This is a genomic window from Nitrospira sp., from assembly GCA_037045225.1.
GTDB lineage: Bacteria > Nitrospirota > Nitrospiria > Nitrospirales > Nitrospiraceae > Nitrospira_A.
Map to the genome: position 1 here is coordinate 446,545 of JBAOHZ010000009.1, position 19,647 is coordinate 466,191.

The 19,647-nt window shown below is 59.5% G+C and carries 17 protein-coding genes; 7 read left to right on the forward strand and 10 right to left on the reverse strand.

Annotated features, from left to right (window positions below):
• Nucleotides 1-2 precede the first annotated feature (2 nt).
• From eno to V9G17_03220, 10 genes are all read right to left on the reverse strand, one after another.
• Nucleotides 3-1,289, reverse strand: a complete 1,287-nt coding sequence (eno, locus tag V9G17_03175) for a phosphopyruvate hydratase (protein ID MEI2751576.1) — start codon at nt 1,287-1,289, stop codon at nt 3-5.
• Nucleotides 1,290-1,400: 111 nt separating this feature from the next.
• Nucleotides 1,401-2,828, reverse strand: coding sequence for an Asp-tRNA(Asn)/Glu-tRNA(Gln) amidotransferase subunit GatB (gatB, locus tag V9G17_03180; protein ID MEI2751577.1), 1,428 nt, complete (start codon nt 2,826-2,828; stop codon nt 1,401-1,403).
• A gap of 2 nt (nt 2,829-2,830) precedes the next feature.
• Nucleotides 2,831-3,151 (reverse strand): YtxH domain-containing protein, encoded by a 321-nt coding sequence (locus tag V9G17_03185; protein MEI2751578.1) that lies wholly within the window; start codon nt 3,149-3,151, stop codon nt 2,831-2,833.
• Nucleotides 3,141-3,542 (reverse strand): DUF948 domain-containing protein, encoded by a 402-nt coding sequence (locus V9G17_03190; GenBank protein MEI2751579.1) that lies wholly within the window; start codon nt 3,540-3,542, stop codon nt 3,141-3,143. The genes V9G17_03185 and V9G17_03190 overlap by 11 nt, the downstream gene beginning before the upstream one ends.
• Before the next feature lie 18 nt (nt 3,543-3,560).
• Entirely contained in the window at nt 3,561-5,036 is a 1,476-nt protein-coding gene (gatA, locus tag V9G17_03195) for an Asp-tRNA(Asn)/Glu-tRNA(Gln) amidotransferase subunit GatA (protein MEI2751580.1), read from the reverse strand.
• Nucleotides 5,036-5,401, reverse strand: a complete 366-nt coding sequence (gene panD, locus V9G17_03200) for an aspartate 1-decarboxylase (protein MEI2751581.1) — start codon at nt 5,399-5,401, stop codon at nt 5,036-5,038. The genes gatA and panD overlap by 1 nt, the downstream gene beginning before the upstream one ends.
• A 25-nt stretch (nt 5,402-5,426) precedes the next feature.
• The gene (gene gatC / locus V9G17_03205; protein MEI2751582.1) at nt 5,427-5,720 is read right to left on the reverse strand and encodes an Asp-tRNA(Asn)/Glu-tRNA(Gln) amidotransferase subunit GatC; all 294 of its coding nucleotides are present in this window, start codon (nt 5,718-5,720) and stop codon (nt 5,427-5,429) included.
• A gap of 143 nt (nt 5,721-5,863) precedes the next feature.
• Entirely contained in the window at nt 5,864-7,696 is a 1,833-nt protein-coding gene (gene glmS / locus V9G17_03210) for a glutamine--fructose-6-phosphate transaminase (isomerizing) (GenBank protein MEI2751583.1), read from the reverse strand.
• A gap of 9 nt (nt 7,697-7,705) precedes the next feature.
• Complete coding sequence (glmU, locus tag V9G17_03215) at nt 7,706-9,343, reverse strand: bifunctional UDP-N-acetylglucosamine diphosphorylase/glucosamine-1-phosphate N-acetyltransferase GlmU (protein ID MEI2751584.1); 1,638 nt, start codon at nt 9,341-9,343, stop codon at nt 7,706-7,708.
• A 51-nt stretch (nt 9,344-9,394) separates the two neighbouring features.
• Nucleotides 9,395-10,069 (reverse strand): DUF502 domain-containing protein, encoded by a 675-nt coding sequence (locus V9G17_03220; GenBank protein MEI2751585.1) that lies wholly within the window; start codon nt 10,067-10,069, stop codon nt 9,395-9,397.
• 134 nt (nt 10,070-10,203) lie between these two features.
• Between V9G17_03220 and tmk the strand changes: the two genes are divergently transcribed.
• From tmk to V9G17_03255, 7 genes are all read left to right on the forward strand, one after another.
• The gene (gene tmk / locus V9G17_03225) at nt 10,204-10,929 is read left to right on the forward strand and encodes a dTMP kinase (GenBank protein MEI2751586.1); all 726 of its coding nucleotides are present in this window, start codon (nt 10,204-10,206) and stop codon (nt 10,927-10,929) included.
• Nucleotides 10,916-11,947, forward strand: a complete 1,032-nt coding sequence (holB, locus tag V9G17_03230) for a DNA polymerase III subunit delta' (protein MEI2751587.1) — start codon at nt 10,916-10,918, stop codon at nt 11,945-11,947. The genes tmk and holB overlap by 14 nt, the downstream gene beginning before the upstream one ends.
• A gap of 201 nt (nt 11,948-12,148) precedes the next feature.
• On the forward strand, nt 12,149-14,170 hold the full coding sequence (gene metG / locus V9G17_03235; protein MEI2751588.1) for a methionine--tRNA ligase: 2,022 nt from the start codon (nt 12,149-12,151) through the stop codon (nt 14,168-14,170).
• Nucleotides 14,167-15,048 (forward strand): hypothetical protein, encoded by an 882-nt coding sequence (locus V9G17_03240; GenBank protein MEI2751589.1) that lies wholly within the window; start codon nt 14,167-14,169, stop codon nt 15,046-15,048. The genes metG and V9G17_03240 overlap by 4 nt, the downstream gene beginning before the upstream one ends.
• A gap of 265 nt (nt 15,049-15,313) precedes the next feature.
• On the forward strand, nt 15,314-16,027 hold the full coding sequence (locus V9G17_03245) for a glycosyltransferase family 2 protein (protein ID MEI2751590.1): 714 nt from the start codon (nt 15,314-15,316) through the stop codon (nt 16,025-16,027).
• Nucleotides 15,997-17,571 carry a radical SAM protein gene (locus V9G17_03250; GenBank protein ID MEI2751591.1) on the forward strand — a complete coding sequence of 525 codons (1,575 nt, stop codon included), beginning with the start codon at nt 15,997-15,999 and terminating at the stop codon, nt 17,569-17,571. Before V9G17_03245 ends, V9G17_03250 begins: the two co-directional genes overlap by 31 nt.
• A 60-nt stretch (nt 17,572-17,631) precedes the next feature.
• Nucleotides 17,632-19,644, forward strand: a complete 2,013-nt coding sequence (locus V9G17_03255; protein MEI2751592.1) for a hypothetical protein — start codon at nt 17,632-17,634, stop codon at nt 19,642-19,644.
• Nucleotides 19,645-19,647: the final 3 nt, after the last annotated feature.

Sequence of the window (19,647 nt, forward strand, 5' to 3'; positions counted from 1 at the left end):
GATTAGGTCCTCGATGGAACAGCGGCACGGCCTCGATAGACGGCCACTGCGCCCAATTCATCCTCAATGCGAAGCAGCTGATTGTATTTTGCAACACGATCTGTCCGGGACAACGACCCAGTCTTGATCAATCCGCTATTTGTTGCCACCGCGACATCGGCAATCGTCGTATCTTCCGTTTCCCCCGAGCGATGGGAAATGATGGCCGTATACCCCGACCGTTTGGCCAATTCGATGGCATCCAGCGTCTCCGTCAACGTGCCGATCTGGTTGAGCTTGATCAAGATTGAATTGCCGATACCCTCTGCGATGCCCTTGGCAAAGATTTCGACGTTGGTGACGAAAATATCGTCTCCCACGAGTTGCACTCGCTTGCCGAGCTTTTCCGTCAGGATCTTCCACCCCTTCCAATCCAATTCACTCAAGCCGTCTTCAATCGAAAGGATCGGATAACGATCCAACAACTTGCCATAATAGGCCACCATTTCCTCGGAGGAGCGCTCAGGATTCTTTTCCGCCTCCAGTCGATACCGTCCCTTTTCATAGAGTTCGCTGGCCGCGCAGTCCAAGGCCAGCGCGATATCCTGACCAGGACGATACCCGGCCGCTTCAATCGCTTCCATAATGAGCGCGAGGGCCTCTTCGTTCGATTGCAGATCAGGCGCAAATCCCCCCTCGTCGCCGACGGCCGTATTCAGCCCTTTTTTCTTCAGGAGCGACTTCAGCGTATGAAACACTTCGGTGGCCATCCGCAACGCATCACTGAAGCGGGGCGCACCCACCGGCATGATCATGAACTCCTGCAGATCGAGCCGGTTATCCGCATGAGCGCCGCCGTTGATGATGTTCATGAGCGGCACCGGCAACACCCGCGCATTCGTCCCACCGAGATAACGATACAACGGTTGACCGGTTTCATTGGCCGCCGCCTTGGCTACCGCCAGCGAAACCCCCAGAATGGCATTGGCGCCCAACTTGCCCTTGGTCTTCGTTCCATCCAGCGCAATCATTTCGTGATCGACGGCCGCCTGATCCAGCGCCTCCATGCCCATCAACCTTGGCGCAATGGTCTTACTCACATTCGCCACCGCCTTGGACACGCCTTTTCCCATCCAGCGTTTCTTGTCGCCGTCACGCAATTCGATGGCTTCCTTTTCACCGGTCGACGCCCCAGACGGCACCGCCGCCCGACCATGCGCCCCGCTCTCCAGGAGCACTTCGACTTCCACCGTGGGATTGCCTCGTGAATCGATAATCTGTCGTGCCTTCACGTTCCTGATTCCGCTCATGCTCGTATCTCCTCCAGGTACTCACACCGAACCATCAACACTGTCGCCTCTCTGACCACTCACTGGATACCGCGCCGACATGCGTGACGCGGCGACCACCGGACACCCGCTTCAGGCCAATGCCTTCTTCAGCAGCTCATTCACCTTCCCGGGATTCGCCTTGCCGCCGGAGGCCTTCATCACTTGCCCGACGAGGAATCCCAGCACCTGCTGTTTGCCTTCTTTATATTGCCCGACCTGCGCAGGATTCTTCGTCAAGACTTCATCAATCATTGTCACCAAGGCCCCTTCGTCGGACACCTGCCGGAGCCCCTTTTCCTGAACGATCTGAGCCGGTGCCTTACCCGAGGCGTAGACATCAGGAAAAATTTCCCGCGCCACCTTGAGACTGACAACCCCTTCATCCACAAGGGTCAACAACTCGACCAGCCGCTCAGGCGTCACGGGCGATCCATCGGCTTCAATCCCGGAGTTATTGAGCTCACGCAGCAATTCGCCCATCACCCAATTGCTCACCGTCTTGGGCTGCGGGTACAGTTTCACGCAAGCCTCGAAATACATCGCCAACGATTTGCTTGACGTGAGGATGCCCGCGTCATATTCGGGCACGCCGTACTCGGAAATAAATCGCTGCTGCTTCGTCGAAGCCAGTTCCGGCAATCCCTCGCGCAAGTGCTCGATCCATTCGGCCGAAATGTCCAATGGAACCAGGTCAGGATCCGGGAAATACCGATAGTCATGCGCTTCTTCCTTGCTGCGCATCACAGCGGTTTCACCACGTTCGTGATTCCAGAGTCTGGTTTCCTGATAAATCTTCCCGCCCTCGTTCAGCACCTTGGTTTGACGCTTGATTTCGTAATCAACCGCGTCCTTCACGAACTTGAACGAATTGATGTTCTTCAACTCCACCTTCGTTCCGAACGCGGTCTGGCCGGCCGGACGCAGAGACAGATTCGGCTCGCAGCGGAAACTTCCCTCCTCCATGTTCCCGTCACAGACATCGAGATACATTAAGAGGTCGCGCAACGCCTTGAGATACGCCACCACCTCTTCAGAAGAATGTAGGTCCGGTTCAGTCACAATTTCCAACAGGGGTGTCCCGGCACGATTCAAATCCACCAGGCTCATCCCGCTGCCGGCCTCATGCAGATTTTTTCCCGCGTCTTCTTCCAAATGGGCGCGCCGGATTCGCACACGCTTGCGACCGCCGCCGGCGGCAATTTCAATCCAGCCATGCTCGCAAATCGGCGCTTCGTATTGCGAAATCTGATACCCCTTGGGCAGGTCGGGGTAAAAATAGTTTTTGCGCGCAAAACGGTTGCGGACGCCGATCGTGCCGTTCATCGCGAGACCGGCACGCACCGCCATCTCCACGGCCTTCTCATTGATCACCGGCAACGTCCCGGGCAGTCCCAAGCACACAGGACAGGTCTGCGAATTCGCCGTGAGACCGAAGGTCGTCCCGCAGGCACAGAACAACTTCGATTGCGTGCGCAACTGCGCATGCACTTCCACACCAATGACGACTTCGTATGCCACGCTCAGCTCGGCTCCCCCTTCGTAAAATGCTCACGCTCCCGACGCATCGCCTCCCGCCCGGCATCGAAGGCATCGCGCAGGACGGTCTTCTTCGATTCGATGAACTCACGACCTTCTTCGACCGCCCCTTCAAACCGCTCACCCGCTTCGCCGACCAGATCCCGCAACTCGTCCTCTGCGCGTCGGGCGTAGCCGCGCAGCATCTCGCGTGATTCCTGCCCGCTTCTCGGCGCCAACAAAATGGCCGCCACCGCACCCAGCGCCGCGCCGCTCAAGAAGCCCAACAACACCGCTGCCGACGATGGACCGTGATTATCTGCCATTGTGAGACCCTCCTTCTTTGAAACGTTCCTTCACCACTTGCTTTGCGGCGCGAAGCCCCGCCACCACGCTGGCCACATTGGCCAACAACGACCCGCCGGACCCTCGCACCAAACTATGCACCTGATTGACCGATTCCCCGACTTCTCCCACCGCATGCAGCAAGACGGCCGCATGCTCAACCCCGTCACGCGCCTGCTCGGTCACCTCATTCAGATTCTGACTCATCGTGCGCAATTCAGTAATCAGCGTCGGCAACTCGACGTTCAGCTTCGTCACCAGTTGTTCCGATTCAATCACCATCTTCCGAACTTGAATCAAGAGCGGGACCAGATAGCCCACCAACACCGCGAAGGCACTGGCGACAAGAATAGCGGCGACATCAACAATCATAGGGCCTCCTTGTCAGGCTCACCGGATCAGCGGCCGTTTTGCTCGCCAGTTCGTCGCCTGCTCGTAGGCATGCGCCCCGCGCAACAGGGTCTCCTCTTCAAATGGCCGACCGATCAGCTGAAAGCCAATCGGCAATCCTGCCTTGCTGAATCCACAAGGAAGCGCAATGGCGGGCAACCCGGCCAGATTCGCCGAGATCGTGTAGATGTCGGACAAATACATCTGGAGCGGATCCTGGGCCTTCTCACCGAACTTAAAGGCGGTGGTCGGAGTGACCGGCGTCACGATCAGATCGACCGTCTGGAAGGCCGATTCAAACTCCTGGCGAATGAGGGTCCTGACTGCCTGCGCTTTCCCGTAATACGCGTCATAGTATCCTGCACTCAGCACATACGTCCCCAACATAATCCGACGCTTGACTTCCGGACCGAATCCTTCCGCTCTGGTCTTCAGGTACATCTCTAGGAGATCGTTGCTCTCCGCGGCCCGCACACCGAACTTCACGCCGTCGTATCGGGCCAGGTTCGAGCTGGCCTCGGCCGTGGCGATGACATAGTACGTCGCGACGGCCGCATCGGTGGTCGGCAATTTGATCTCGCGGATGTCCGCCCCGAGTTCCCGCAGGCCCTCGATGGCTGTACGCACGGCCTGGTCCACTTCCGGATCGAGTCCGTCGGCAAAATACTCGGCAGGCACGCCGACTTTCAGCCGTTTGAGATCTTTCCGTTTAAGCGCCTTGAGATAGTCCGGAACCGGCACGTTCGCCGAGGTCGAGTCGCGCGGATCGTAACCAGCAATGGCACCCAATAGGATGGCCGCATCCGTCACATCTTTGGTGATCGGGCCAATTTGATCCAGCGACGACGCGAACGCCACCAATCCATATCGAGAGACACGACCATATGTCGGCTTCAGCCCCACCACGCCGCAGAACGCTGCAGGCTGGCGAATGGACCCGCCGGTGTCGGACCCCAGCGCCGCCACACATTCATCCGCCGCCACAGCCACCGCCGACCCGCCGCTCGATCCGCCAGGCACCGTCTGGAGGTTCCAGGGATTGCGGCTGGCGCCAAACGCTGAATTCTCGGTGGACGACCCCATCGCAAACTCATCCAGATTGGTCTTGCCGAGCAGGAGATAGTTTTGCGCCCGCAACTTGGCGACCACGGTCGCGTCATAGGGCGGTACGAAGGTGTCGAGCATTCGTGAGGCACAGGTCGTCCGCACGCCTTCCGTGCAGATATTGTCCTTCACCGCCAAAGGCATGGCCATCATCGGCGTGGTTTTCCGCCACCCTTTCAACGCCTGGTCGAGACGTTCCGCCTGTCCGAGGGCCGCTTCTTTGCACTGCGTCAGATAGGCGTTCAGTTTCGGTTCGACCTGCGTCACTCGCAGAAAGTAGGCGCGGACAATCTCCGTCGCCGTGACATCCCCGGCCGTGAACCTCCGCTGCAATTCGGCCAGCGTAAACTTATGTATCAACGTCAGCGACATCAGCGCTTCACAGCCTTACGAGTGATATGGTTTTTCCCATCGACCTGGATGATCTTCGGCTTATGCCGCTTGATCTCTTCGTCGCTATAATACTCGTAGCAAAAAATAATAATCTGATCGCCCACCGCCGCCTTGCGGGCGGTCGGCCCGTTCAGCACGATCTCCCCGCGTCCCCGCTTTCCCTTCATGGCGTAGGTCATGAACCGTTCGCCGTTGTTGAGATTGGAACAGACGATCGCTTCGTAGGGCAAAATACCCGCCGCGTCCAACAGATCTTCGTCCACCGTGAGGCTGCCTTCATAGTCCAGACAGGCCTCGGTCACCGTCGCTCGATGTATCTTTGCCCGCAACATTTGTCGAAACATAGTCGGCTGATGCTCCTTCGATCGCTTAGGATTCTTGGATGATTTTGGGAACTCGGAAACACTGCGCCTCCGCATCGGGAGCATTGCTCAACGCCTGCTCGATCGTCAGAGACGCCTGCACCAGGTCGGGACGAAAAACATTACTCTGCCCCGGCACGGTCGACGTCGGCTCGACGCCCTCCGTGGAAAACGATTTCAACTTCTGCACATAGGCCACGATCTGATTCAGCTGTTGTGAAAAGGCCGTGGTCTCGGCCTCGGTCAACGCCAGCCGCGCCAACTTGGCCACCTTCTCGACGTCCTGTTTCGTGATCTCCATCTCATGCTCTCATTTCTGTAAGGATGTTCAACATGGTCTTCCCACAAGGCCACAGGAAGCTCGACGACGAGGCGTACCCTCTGGATACGTCGCAGGATGCCGGGCGACCGAGAACGCAGTGGGAAGCCAGGTTCAACATCCAACTATTCCACCGTCACACTCTTGGCCAGGTTCCGCGGCTGATCCACATCTTCTCCACGCAAGACCGCAATGTGATAGGCCAGCAACTGCAGCGGGATCGTAAAGAGAATGGGCGACAGTAACGGATGCACGTCGGGAATCGTAAAGACCGCGTCGGCGATCTTGCCCAATTCGCGCTCACCTTCCGCCACGAACGCAATCACCGGGGCCCGACGCGCCTTCACCTCCATGAGGTTACTGACGGTCTTCTCATAGAGCCGGTCCCGGGGGGCCAACACCACCACAGGCATGTTCTTGTCGATGAGGGCGATCGGTCCATGTTTCATTTCTCCCGCGGCATATCCTTCCGCATGGATATACGAAATTTCTTTGAGCTTGAGCGCCCCTTCGAGCGCGATCGGATAGTTGATCCCACGCCCGAGAAACAAGAAATCCGATTTCTTGTAATAACGTTTTGCGATCGCCAGAATTTCCGCCTCCCGGCCAAGCACATGTTTCACCAACGTCGGCACCGTGACCAGGCGATCGAGCCAGGCTTTTCCGTCCGCCACACTCAGGACACCCCGGACCCGGCCAAGATGCAAGGCCAACATGTAGAGGGCCGCCAACTGAGCGGTAAACGCCTTCGTCGAGGCAACGCCGATTTCAGGGCCGCAATGGGTATACAGCACACCATCGGACTCGCGAGCCAAGGTGCTACCCACCACATTCACGATCGAGACGACACGCGCCCCTTTTTGCTTCGCTTCCCGCGCCGCAGCCAGCGTATCGGCCGTTTCACCCGACTGCGAAATCGTGATGAACAGGTCGTTCTTTTCGATCAGCGGGTCGCGATACCGGAACTCGCTTCCGATATCGACCTGTACCGGTGTACGGACCATCTCTTCAAGCAAATACTTCCCGACCAGGCCTGCGTGCCAGCTGGTTCCGCAGGCCACGATCCAAATATGTCCGACTTCGGCAAACTCCTTCGGTGTCAGTCCGATGTCCGGAAGATCCGCCTCACCACTCTCATAGGAGTAGCGCCCCCGGATGGTATCCAGAATCGTCTGCGGCTGTTCGTGAATTTCCTTCAGCATGAAGTGGGGATACCCGCTTTTTTCAGCGGCAGAGGCGTCCCACGTCACCGTCGTCTTCTTGCGCGTGACGGCCCGACCGTCGAGATCCGTAAACGTCACCGCGCCGGCCGTGACTTCGACCACATCGCCTTCATCGAGAAACGTCACGTCCCTGGTATGGGACAACATCGCCATGACATCCGAACCGACGAACGACGCATCAGCCGTGCGGCCGATCACCAGCGGGCAACCGGACCGGGCTGCGACCAGCATGCCGGGTTCGCGCTCCGAAATCACCGCGATGGCATAACTTCCCCGAATCTCCTTGGCCGCCGCACGCACCGCATCCGCCAGATGCAGTTTGTGTGTCTTCATGTGTGTATCGATCAAGTGCGCGACGACTTCCGTGTCGGTTTCAGACTGAAACTTGTAACCGTCCTTGACCAGGCGCTGCTTGAGCTCGACGTAGTTTTCGATGATTCCGTTATGCACAAGCACGCAACTCTCGGAGCGGTGCGGGTGCGCGTTTTGCTCGGAAGGCTTGCCGTGCGTCGCCCACCGCGTATGCCCGATGCCGCACATCCCGCCGATGGCCTTCTGCTCCAACGACTTCTGCAGGTTGATCAACTTGCCGACGCTGCGGCGAATCTCAATCTTTTCTCCCCGCTGAATCGCCACGCCGGCCGAGTCGTACCCGCGATACTCCAGCTTCGACAACCCGTTCAACAAAATCGGTACTGCGTCCTGATTTCCCACGTAGCCAACGATGCCACACATAGGTCGCCGTTACCTCCGTTTTGTACGTTGAACTGCCGGTTGCTTCTTCTTCACGGAACGCGTCGAGGCCGTCCTTGCCTTGGCAGGCGCAGAAGTCTTCGCACGCTTCACGGTCTTGGCAGACGTTGCAGCCTTGACAGGCATGGCACGCGTCGCGGCTGGAACCGCAGGGGGAACCTGCCCGCTCTGTAACGCACGCCGCCTAGCCGCCCAGCCCTCGCGAGTCACCTGAGGCACACGGGCAATCACCAGCGCATCCGCCGGCACATCCTGCGTCACCGTGGCCCCGGCCGCGATCACAGCCCCCTGTCCGACGGTCACGGGCGCAACAAGTTGGACGTCACTGCCGATGAACACGCCGTCGCCAACCACGGTGTGAAATTTCTTATAGCCGTCGTAATTACAGGTGATGGTTCCAGCGCCGATATTCACACCGGCGCCGATCGTGGCGTCGCCAAGATAACTCAAATGGTTGGCCTTCGACCCCTCGCCGAGTTCCGTCTTTTTCATCTCCACGAAATTGCCGACCTTCGCCTTGCGTCGCGCGATCACACCGGGGCGCAGGTGCACGAACGGTCCGAGATGGCACTCTTCCTCCACCTGCGACTCACGCAGAATACAGTGATCCAGAATCTCCACCCTGTTGCCGATGGAGCAATCGGTGATCCGGGTCCCGGAATGCACCACGGTATTCTCTCCGACCACCGTCCGGCCTTCGAGCGTCACGTTCGGATAGAGCAGCGTATCACGGCCGATGGTCACATCGGCATCGATCCAGGTGGACGCCGGGTCCCGCATCGTCACGCCGGCTTCCAGCCATCGCTCCCGAATGCGCTGTCGAATCACCTGCTCAGCCTCCGCCAACTGTACACGACTGTTGATCCCGAGTCCCTCGTCGATGTTGCGCAGCCGCAAGGCCGACACCGTGCGTCCCTGCTGAACTGCCATCTGCACAATATCGGTGAGGTAATACTCGCCTTGCGCATTCCGGGGATCGAGTTTGTCGAGCGCCGGAAAGAGAAATTCGCCGTCGACCACATACGTCCCGACGTTAATCTCACGCACCGCCCGTTCGACGTCGGATGCGTCCTTGTCTTCCACAATGCTCTGCACCGCGTTATCCGCCGCGCCTTGCAGCCATTCATCGCGACGCCGGCGAATGACTCGTCCGTAGCCGGAGGCGTCGTCGAGCACGGCGGTCAACAGGGTCACCGCAGCTCCCTGCGCATCGTGCATCGCGAGGAGTTCCCGCACCGTGGCTTCCGTCAACAAGGGCGTGTCGCCGTTGAGGATCACGTAACGCGATGGTGCACGCTGCGCGTCACCGCCGAACACCGGACGCGCCTGCAACACCGCATGCCCCGTCCCCAATTGTTTGGTTTGCTCCGCGACGGCAACTTGCCCGCCGACCGCTGCAACAACCTTCCTGACGTCAGCCCCCTGGTGGCCGACCACGACTGCCACACCCTGCTCCGCGAGGCCACAGGCGATATCGAGTACGTACATCACCATCGGTCGGCCCGCGACCGGATGCAACACCTTGGCCAGCGCCGACTTCATGCGCTTGCCGAGTCCTGCCGCCATGATGATAACACCGAGCCCAGGAATGGAAGGTGACACGGCCTTGTCCTGCGATGCATGAGTCATTGAGTCTTCACCATAAAAAATCGACGCAAGGTCTGTCGAGTGCATGCGGGATCAACCGACCTGCACACCTGCATCGGGTTGCTTAATAGGCGCCCACGTCTTTCCACCGACCTGCGACGTGCCGCCCGAGGGAGGAGTGGGCGTGTAGAGTCCACCCGAGACGATCAGTTTCATGGCCTCTTCCACCGTGATATCCACGGCGATCACTTCACGCTCGGGCACCAACAGGAAATATCCAGACGTGGGATTGGGCGAGGTCGGTACGTACACGTGCACCAGCGGGTCCGGCGAGAGCTGCTGCATGTCCCCCTTCGTCACGCCGGTGACAAACGCAAAACAATAGTGACCGTTCTTGGGGAACTGAATCAGCACCACGCGGCGATAACTCTCCCGTTCCGCAAACGAGAGAATGTCCATCATCGACTTGATGGTGGAATAGATGCCGCGCACGACCGGTACGCGATTGAGCAATCCCTCCCACTGCCTGACCACATGACGGCCGATAAAGTTCGCGGCAAACAGACCGGTAGCAAAAATGAGCAGAATGAGCGCCACGATCCCCAGTCCCGGCACATAGTAGCCGGGGGTCACCAATCGAGCGGCGGCATCACCGAGAATGCCGTCCAGACTGACGAACAGGGTCTTCAAGATCAGGATGGTCCCCCAGAAGGGGATCATGATCAGCAAACCGGTGAGAAAATAACGTTTGAGTGAAGCTTTCAACATGTGCGGCTGAAGGGCCCTTGGTAGAGCTGCATGATACTGGTCTTTCACCAATCGTCGCAAGCCTTTTCTTGCTATTTTCAATCACTTGGAATAGGATCCGGCCCTCTTTCTCCGTCGTTTTTTCAGCCAGAATCATGACGCCACGCAACCGACCACCCCGGGGCCTGTTCATTACCCTCGAGGGAACCGAGGGGTGCGGAAAATCGACCCAGGCCAAACTCTTGGGTGAGCACCTCCGGAAGCAGGGATATGACACGGTGGAAACCCGTGAACCGGGGGGCACTCCGCTCGCCGAAAAAATCCGCGCAGTGTTGCTGGATCGCGCCGACGAACCGATCGCGCCCGAAACCGAAGCCTTTCTGGTCCTCGCCGCTCGCCGGCAACATGTCGCTCAGGTCATTGCACCGGCCCTCGCGCGTGGCAGCCTCGTGCTCTGCGACCGGTTCACCGACTCCACGCTCGCCTATCAGGGGTATGCGCGAGGATTAGACATCGCCACGCTCGAACGGCTGAACCGCCTTGCCACCCAATCGCTCACGCCGGACCTGACGCTGGTGTTCGATCTCCCCGTGTCGACCGGGCTGGCGCGACGGCGATCCGCCGCCGAAGTGAATCGACTGGATCGCGAGTCCCTCCGGTTCCATCAGAAGGTGCGCGCCGGATTTCTCGATCTGGCGAAACGTCACCCCACACGAATCAAGGTCGTACCCGCACGGGCATCGAAAGAAACGGTGGCCCGCGCCGTCGCTCGAGCCATCACACCGATGCTCGATAAGATCCGCCGGAGCGCAGCTCGCAACAGGCCGGCAACAGGCCGCCCGTCACCTCAGACATCACAGGCTCGCCATGCCATTCGCTGATATCATCGGCCATGACAGCGCCAAAACCTTGCTCCGGTCTGCAATCATGCAGGATCGGCTCGCCCACGCGTACCTCTTCCATGGCGACGATCGCATCGGCAAACGTCTCCTCGCCCTGCGCCTCGCGCAAACGCTGCTCTGCGAAACCATCTCGATCGATCAGACTCCGGACGCCTGCGGCACTTGCCGGGCCTGCCGCCAGGTAGAGGCACGCACCCATCCCGACTTCATGGTGATCGAGCCGGATCGCGAACTCGCGAATCCTCAAATCAAGATCGAGCTCATTCGCGACATCGAACACCAGATGATCTATCGCCCACTGATCGGCAATCGAAAGATCTGCCTGATCGACGACGCGGATCGCATGACGATCGGCGCCGCCAATGCGCTGCTGAAAACACTGGAAGAACCGCCCGACCACAGCCTGTTCATACTGGTCTCGAGCCGACCCTATGCCCTGCCGGCCACGATCCGCTCACGCTGCCAAGCCCTGCGACTGACGGCGCCTGCGCAAACCCAAGTCGAAGCCGCCGTGATCCTCAAACGAGAACTACCGCCGGCCGACGCCCACTTCCTGGCCGTGCTCAGCGACGGGCAATTGGGGCGGGCTCTGGAATGCGATCTTGAACAGGCACGAACCAGCCAGAGAGAATTCGCCGCCATCTTTTCATCCAAAGGCCTCCAATCGTATGCCACCGTCCTCACCGCCGCCGAAGCCCTGTCGAAAGAAGAACGCGGACCGGAAGCCTTCGACTGGCTGCTGCGTTGGCTGCGCGATGTGCTCTTAGTGGCCGTCGGCGCCGGATCCGATCATGTGCTCAACTTGGATCAAAAGGCCGGAATGCAGGCCCTGGCCGAACGCATCGACATCGACGAACTGCTGGACCTGATCAACGATCTCGAAAAGCTGGAGCGGCAGGCCCATCGGAACCTGAACGTACAGATCGCGCTCGAAACCATCTTGCTGCGGGTCCGTCACCTGCTGATACCTCACGACACCGCCGACACGCCGCGATAGGCCAGAAGCCTTTCCGCGCAAATCCTCCTAGCCAGACGAAGAAAATGCCTGCACAGGCAAGGCCGCAGGAAGCACGACGACTGAGGCGCACTCTCCGAGTACGTCGCAGGGAGACCCTCGACCGAGAATGTCGGCGGCGGCCTTTCTCAACAGCCAGCTAGCTTTCATCGCCGGCATCTTGCTATCTTCAGTCGAAAATAGATGAACAAACACGACACCTTCTACATTACGACGCCGATCTACTACGTCAACGACGTGCCGCACATCGGCCACGCGTATACGACCGTGGCCGCCGATGTGCTCGCCCGCTACTGGCGACTCCGTGGGCGCGACGTGTTTTTCCTGACCGGTCTGGATGAACATGGGCAGAAGGTCCAGCAGGCCGCCGCGAAGGCCGGTATCGACCCGCAAGCCCATTGCGACCGCCTCGCGCCACAGTTCACAAACCTCTGGCAACGGTTGAACATTTCAAATGACGCCTTCATCCGCACCTCGGACAAACCACATCAGGCAGTGGTTCAACGATACCTTCAACAGCTATACGACAAACAACTGATTTATAAGGCAGACTATACAGGATGGTATTGCACGTACGACGAACGGTTCTGGACGGAAAAGGATGTCGTCGACGGCCTGTGCCCGGATTGCAAACGTCCCATCGAACAATTGAGCGAACATAACTATTTTTTCAAAATGGGGCAGTATCAGGAACGGTTGATCGACCACATCCAAACCCACGACGATTTCATTCGCCCCGTCTCCAGGCGCAACGAAGTGCTGGGATTTCTGCAGACCCAAACGCTGGGCGACCTGTCGATCTCCCGCCCGAAATCCCGACTCTCCTGGGGCATCGAACTCCCGTTCGACAAAGACTACGTCACCTACGTCTGGTTCGATGCGCTCGTGAATTACATCTCGGCCCTCGAATACCTACCGCAGGAAAAACCGGTCAGCTTACGGTACTGGCCCGCCGACGTCCATCTGGTCGGCAAGGATATTCTCACCACCCACGCCGTCTACTGGTCCACGATGTTGATGGCGCTGGAGCGCCCATTGCCTCACTCGATTTTTGCCCACGGCTGGTGGACGGTGGATGGCGAAAAAATGTCCAAGAGCCGGGGCAACGTCGTCGATCCCAACGCGATGATCGATCAATTCGGCGCGGATGCGTTTCGTTACTTCCTGCTGCGCGAAGTGCCGTTCGGGCAAGACGGAGACTTCTCACACAGCGCCATGGTCACCACCATCAACAGCGCGCTGGCGAACGGCATCGGCAACCTCCTGAGCCGGACACTCACCATGATCGAGCGCTCCTGTGCAGGCGTCATTCCCGATCGTGGCCCTGCGGTCCTGCCGGAACTCGAAGCACGCATCGAAGATCTGGCTCGGCAACTACCCGGCAGGGTGGAATCCGGTTACCAGGCCTTGCTCTTCCGGGACGTGCTGCTGATGATCGAGGAATTGAACAGCGCCTGCGATGAATACATCGACAAAAGCGCACCCTGGAAACTGGCGAAACAGCCGGAGACGCAGCCGCAACTGCACACCGTATTGAATGTGTCCGCACGCGCGCTTCGCCTGCTGGCCATCCTTCTCTACCCGTTCATGCCACAAGCGGCGCAGCAGATGATTCACCAACTTGGATTATCGCTGGAGCTGTCGCAGCCGGTTTCAGATACGGAGAACGGCTGGGACGCGCCTCTAGCTGGAAGCCGCATCCAGAAGGGCGCCTCGCTCTTCCCTCGCATCGAATCCAAACCACAAGGAGCCAAGCACGTGACCGATACATCAGCCCCCGCACAACCGACCCCGGCCGCTCCGGCTCCAGCCGCTCCGGCCGCCGCCACTGCAACCCCAAGCGCAGCCCCTTCGGCCGCCGCCCCCGCTGCCGCGCAACCGGCGCAGATCACCATCGATGAATTCATGAAGGTGCAGCTCAAGGCAGCCAAGGTACTGGCGGCGGAGCGGGTTCCGAAATCCGAGAAGCTGCTTAAGCTCCAGGTGAGCCTCGGCAGTGAACAACGACAGATTGTCGCCGGCATCGGCAAAAAGTACGAGCCGGAAACACTGATCGGAAAAACCATCGTCATCGTGGCGAATCTGAAACCGGCCAAGCTGATGGGCATCGAATCACAAGGTATGGTCCTCGCGGCAGGCGACAGCGAAGTACGCGGCCTCGCCACCTTCATCGAAGACGTGGAGCCCGGCACCAAAGTGAAATGAACCGCGTCCTCCTCACTCGACTGATCGGCACCTGCCTCCTCATGCTCCTGAGCAGTACGGGTGCGGCGTTTACACCGGACCCTTCCGAGTCCGAACTCGAGAGCAAAACCCATTACAACGATCCCCTCCCCACCACCATACTCGTGCGAGTCGTCGCGCACCGCTCCCTCGTGCTCGGCCACGACGTCGGCGGCGCGCGCGTCACCATCACCGATGTGACAACCGGGCAACTCCTGGCTTCCGGCCTTCAACAGGGAGAACCGGGCGATCAGACCCAGATCATGCGCACGCCGCACCTCATGGACGAACCGCTCTACAGCGGCCGTCCGGCGGCGTCCTTCTCCACCACACTCGACCTCACGCGCCCCACGTTGGTTGAAATTGCTGCCGAAGGACCGCTGGCCTATCCCAACGCCTTGCAACGGGCAAGCACAACGGTCCTCCTGATTCCCGGACACGACCTGACAAGCGACGGCATCGTGCTGCACCTCTACGGGTACCTGGTACAGATTGACCATCCGAAACCGGGCGAGCCACTCATCGCCAAAGAAGATGTCATGCTGCGCGCGTCGGTACGTACCCTCTCGGGGGCGTTGGTCCGACCGCATAGCGACTGGGATTCCCGCAAGGTCCACATCTATGCGGAACTCCTGCTCGGCGACCGGATCGTCGAGCGCCTGCAAATGTTTTATGCGGGCGAGAAAAGCCGCTTCGAAGCGCCGTTCTTCGTGCCGATGTCGAAAGACGCGCCCGACGGCATCACGCTGCGCGTCATCGCAGCAGACAACGCGACCGGTAACTTCGGGATGGGTTCTGCTCAATACCCCGTACTCTCCGAACGGCTTCGCCCCACACGGAAACCAACCCCAACCCCCTAGCCTTCCTCTCCCAGTGAGTCCACACACTTTCCTGTAGTCCGCTTTCTTCGTCCACAGCGACCGGAGACCGTCGCGCTTCACCGGACCGGAAAATTTTTGGACAACCGGCAGAGCCCCTGACTCATTCAGAAAATCGACATCCGTTTGACATTTTTGGTCCTTCCGTCAATCCTGAGCCAAGACCACGTCATCGCCCCCTCCAGAGAACAAGCCTGGACCGAGCGGTCCCGTCAGCCGTTCCTAAACCGCAGACACCGATCAAACTGTGAAACTGTCCATCATCATCCCGGCTTACAATGAGGAATCGACCATTGAGGCCGTGGTCAACCGCGTCGCAGCCGTCGATCTCGGCTCGATCACGAAAGAGATCATCGTCGTCGACGATGCCTCCCAGGATCGAACCCGCGACGTGCTGAAAACCCTTCGCAACGTTCACACCATCTCTCACTCGATCAACAGCGGAAAGGGCGCGGCCCTCACCAGCGGAATCAAGGCCGCCACGGGTGACATCGTGATTTTCCAGGATGCAGACCTGGAGTACTTGCCGGAAGATTATCCGGCCGTACTGGAACCGATCTTGGCCGGACGCTGCGAGGCGGTTATGGGTTCACGGTTCCTCCACGAACGCCCTCTATTCTGGGGAAAGCGTCGATCGCCGTACCTGAATCACTATCTTGGAAACCTCCTCATTCTATGGACGACGAACCTCCTCTACGGGAAACGCTTCACCGATTATGAAGGCTGCTACAAAGCCTTTACCCGTGGCGTCTTGCTCGACACCCCGATCGAGGCGAAAGGTTTCGAATTCGACAACGAGCTCGTCTGCAAACTGATGCGGAAGGGCATTCGCATTCTCGAAGTGCCGATTCACTACGCGCCCCGGACCTATGCACAAGGCAAAAAGATCACATGGCGCCACGGCCTCATCATTCTCTGGACCATCTGCAAATGGCGTTTTCGCCCGGCAATCACCAACTGATGGCAACCTCTCGGGAGCGGATGCGGGCGCATGCCGTCCTGAACCGAGTGTGCCTGATCATTCCCCCGTCGATCTTTCTGCTCGACGAACGCGTCTTCATGACCCTGGGCATTTTGAAAATCGCCGCGGTGCTGGAAGCGGCGGGAATCGCCGTTGAATTACTCGATCTCGCCGGAATCGAAAACTATGAAGAGGTGGCGCGGCTGCACGTGGCGCACAGCGAGGCCAACTGTTTCGGCTTGACCGCCACGACGCCTCAGATGCCGGCTGCCACGAAGCTGCAGCGGGTGATTCGGGCTGTGCGTCCCCATGCGCGCATCATCCTGGGCGGACCACACGTCACATTGGTCCATGCCGCCTCCCGGCAAGAACGCAAACGCCAGGTGACCGGTCGCGGCCAGGCCGCTCTTCGGCAACTGGAAGACATGTTCGATGTGCTGGTCGCCGGGGACGGCGAACAGGCAGTGTTCGAAGCGCTCAGCGCTCACCCGCCGAAGCTGGTGGACGGCGACGATCCTTCAACGAGCCTCTTCCTGACCAACGACCAACTGACCGCGCTCCCATTCCCGGCGCGACACCTGGTCGACGTCGACGGCTACCACTATTCCATCGACGGCGTCCGGGCGCTCTCAATGATCGCGCAACTCGGCTGCCCTTTCGGCTGCGGTTTCTGTGGGGGCAGGAAAAGTCCGATGCTGCGCCGCACGAGAATGCGGAGCGCGGCCAATATCGTCGACGAGATGGTCCACATCCATCACACCTACGGCATCAACGGATTTATGCTGTACGACGATGAACTGAACGTGAATCCCGGCCTCGTCGAGTTGATGCAGCTCATCACCTCCACCCAACGACGCCTGGGTGTCGAGTTCCGGCTACGTGGGTTCATTAAGGCCGAGCTCTTCACTGAGGAGCAAGCTCAGGCCATGTATGCAGCCGGTTTCCGGTGGATCCTGGTGGGCTTCGAGTCGGGCCATGAGCGAATCCTCGCCAACATCCAAAAGCAGGCCAGCCTCGCCGACAATACACGCTGCATCGACATCGCCAGACGGCACGGCTTGAAGGTCAAAGCGCTCATGTCGGTCGGCCATCCCGGAGAATCAGCCGAGACCATTCGCGCAACACAAGACTGGTTGCTGGCGGTCAAACCAGACGACTTCGATGCCAGTGTCATCACGACCTATCCCGGCACACCCTACTTCGACGAAGCCGTCGAAACCATGCCGAACATCTGGACCTATACCAGCCCGAAATCGAGGGATCGGCTCCATAGCCTTGATGTCGACTATCGTGAGGTGGCGGAATACTACAAGGGAGTTCCCGGCGAATATCGCGCCTATGTGTTTACCGACCATCTCGATGCCGCACAACTCGTCCAGCTCCGCGACGGGTTGGAACACGAGGTGCGCAGCCGGCTGAATATTCCGTTCAGCCAGGGCGCGGCCTCCCTGCGGTACGAACACTCCATGGGACAAAGCGCGATACCGTCCTCGATCCTCAGAACATCGACGTTCCAGACAAGTAGGCGCGTGCAAACCGGCTAATATGGAACCGCTGCCGCCAGTACCGGCAGCGGCCGTTCAATCCTCTTCTCCTCTTGCCTTATGGAACAGAACGACAGGCTTCCCGCTGATCGCGACCAACGGTTCACCATCCCGCTCATCGCAACGGCGACCATAGGCCTGGGTGTCCTCTTGATCGATCCCGCACGTCTTCCATACCTCTTCATACCGAGCTCATTCCTCCTTGCAGCATCCGGCGCGGCAAGGGCCGTCGAGCGATTCTCGGGCCCGCTCTGTCCCTCCCCTTCAAGCGAACGCCCTCTGCTCCACCTCGCAACCAGCCTGGCTACGGGAACGGCCATCTTGGCCCTGATTGCGGCGATCGCAGCCCTCTGCGGCATCTATCCGGTTGCGGGACTTGTGACAGGCCTTCTCGCCATCTGGACGCTCATCGACTGTGGCCGGAACGTCCGCATGTCCCGGCTCACCCCAATCAGAGGGATGGATTGGCTCAACGGTCTCGTGGTCGGGGCGGTGTGGTTGCTGGTCATTCTATGGGCCACAATCCCACCCGCATTTTATGATGCCCTCGCCTACCACCTCCCTATTCCTCAATATGCGCTGAGCGCAGGAACCAGCCCGACCTTTCCCTGGTCGTATTTCTTCTTCATGCCTCATGCGTCCGACCTGCTGCTTGGATGGGGCATGGCCTTCGCCGGCGCCATCGGTGCACAAGCCATGCACGTCACCGCCTGGCTCACGATGTGTCTTTGTGCATGGGGACTGGCAGAATCGCTGGATCGTTCCGGACAGTGCCACGGAATCCCTGCCGCCATCACCGGCGCACTGGCGTCTTCCGTCACCCTTCTGTTCCTGGGAACGCTCCCGTTTGCCGAAACGTCACTGACGATCGCCGTCGTGGCGGCGGCGGCTCTGCTCCTGCTGCCGCCGACCCGCTCACAGCCATGGCTGGCCGTCGGCCTCTTGTGGGGCTTTGCAGCCTCGGTGAAACTATCCGGCGCCTCCTGGATCCTCGCCGAAGCGGTAGCCGCGCTGGTTATAGGATGGCCCTGGAGATCGGTCGGCCTCGCAAGCCTGGTCGCGGTCGGGGCTTCCGCTCCCTGGTGGGGGCGGGCTTGGATCACCACCGGGAACCCGATTTATCCCATGGGGTATCGATGGCTGGGCGGACAGTATTGGGGCGATGAACAACAAGCGCGGCTCCTGGGGGACCTGCCCTCACTCGGCAGTCCGTACGATCTCTGGGAGATTCTACGACTCCCGTACGACATGGTGATCACCCCCGACCGGTTCGGCTCCGCCTCGGATGCAGGCCCCTTCGCCGTCGCATCCCTCTGCATCGTCCTGATCATCCCGATCGTGATGCGCCTGACGCAGGCCAGTCCCGAATCGCGGAGGATGTACGATGCCCTGGCGATATTTCTAGGATTGGTGCTGGCAAGCTGGGTGAGCACCTCGACCACCACCCGCTTTCTCGCCCCTGCGCTCGTGCTGAGCCTAGTCGTCACGACGACCTTGCTCCTTCGACTGAAACGGTATGCCCGCATTGCGGCCTGTGCCGGCATCCTCTTGTTGGGGATCTGGGGCGGGACTCGGTTTGTCGCACAACACTCGCTGGTCTTTTCATCAGACCAGGTCGCACTTGGCCGAGAGTCTCCCGACAGCTATGCGGCCCGGTACCTCGACCACTATGAGGCCGCACGTTATGTCAGGGAGCAATTGCCCGTAGAGGCGCGACTGTTGTTCATCGGGGAGACCAGGCCTTTTTACTTCGACCGACCGTCGATTGCCCCCTACCCATTTCACGACCACCCCCTCACACAATGGGTGAAGGACGCGGCCTCCCCAGAGGCCCTCAGAGATCGCCTTCGTGCAGAAGGGCTCACCCATGTGATTCTCAATATTCGCGAGTTCAGGCGAGTGCACACGACCTATCATGTCCTGAAATTCGACGGGCCGGAGGCAGAGGTGCTGGATCATCGACTCAAAGACCTGTCTCGTGTCCTCACCCCTCTCTTCTCAAAAAATGGCGTCTTCGTGTTTGCAGTACCCCCTCCATCAGAGGCGTCGGTTGAGCGACCGCAAGGGTCTTAACCC

Excerpts from the sequence above, each read along its gene's own strand:
- V9G17_03220 (MEI2751585.1), bottom strand. The coding sequence starts at position 10,069 with ATGTTGAAAGCTTCACTCAAACGTTATTTTCTCACCGGTTTGCTGATC.
- V9G17_03185 (MEI2751578.1), bottom strand. The coding sequence starts at position 3,151 with ATGGCAGATAATCACGGTCCATCGTCGGCAGCGGTGTTGTTGGGCTTC.
- gatA (MEI2751580.1), bottom strand. The coding sequence starts at position 5,036 with ATGTCGCTGACGTTGATACATAAGTTTACGCTGGCCGAATTGCAGCGG.
- panD (MEI2751581.1), bottom strand. The coding sequence starts at position 5,401 with ATGTTTCGACAAATGTTGCGGGCAAAGATACATCGAGCGACGGTGACC.
- eno (MEI2751576.1), bottom strand. The coding sequence starts at position 1,289 with ATGAGCGGAATCAGGAACGTGAAGGCACGACAGATTATCGATTCACGA.
- tmk (MEI2751586.1), top strand. The coding sequence starts at position 10,204 with ATGACGCCACGCAACCGACCACCCCGGGGCCTGTTCATTACCCTCGAG.
- holB (MEI2751587.1), top strand. The coding sequence starts at position 10,916 with ATGCCATTCGCTGATATCATCGGCCATGACAGCGCCAAAACCTTGCTC.
- V9G17_03250 (MEI2751591.1), top strand. The coding sequence starts at position 15,997 with ATGGCGTTTTCGCCCGGCAATCACCAACTGATGGCAACCTCTCGGGAG.
- V9G17_03240 (MEI2751589.1), top strand. The coding sequence starts at position 14,167 with ATGAACCGCGTCCTCCTCACTCGACTGATCGGCACCTGCCTCCTCATG.
- V9G17_03190 (MEI2751579.1), bottom strand. The coding sequence starts at position 3,542 with ATGATTGTTGATGTCGCCGCTATTCTTGTCGCCAGTGCCTTCGCGGTG.
- gatC (MEI2751582.1), bottom strand. The coding sequence starts at position 5,720 with ATGGAGATCACGAAACAGGACGTCGAGAAGGTGGCCAAGTTGGCGCGG.
- metG (MEI2751588.1), top strand. The coding sequence starts at position 12,149 with ATGAACAAACACGACACCTTCTACATTACGACGCCGATCTACTACGTC.
- glmU (MEI2751584.1), bottom strand. The coding sequence starts at position 9,343 with ATGACTCATGCATCGCAGGACAAGGCCGTGTCACCTTCCATTCCTGGG.
- V9G17_03255 (MEI2751592.1), top strand. The coding sequence starts at position 17,632 with ATGGAACAGAACGACAGGCTTCCCGCTGATCGCGACCAACGGTTCACC.
- glmS (MEI2751583.1), bottom strand. The coding sequence starts at position 7,696 with ATGTGTGGCATCGTTGGCTACGTGGGAAATCAGGACGCAGTACCGATT.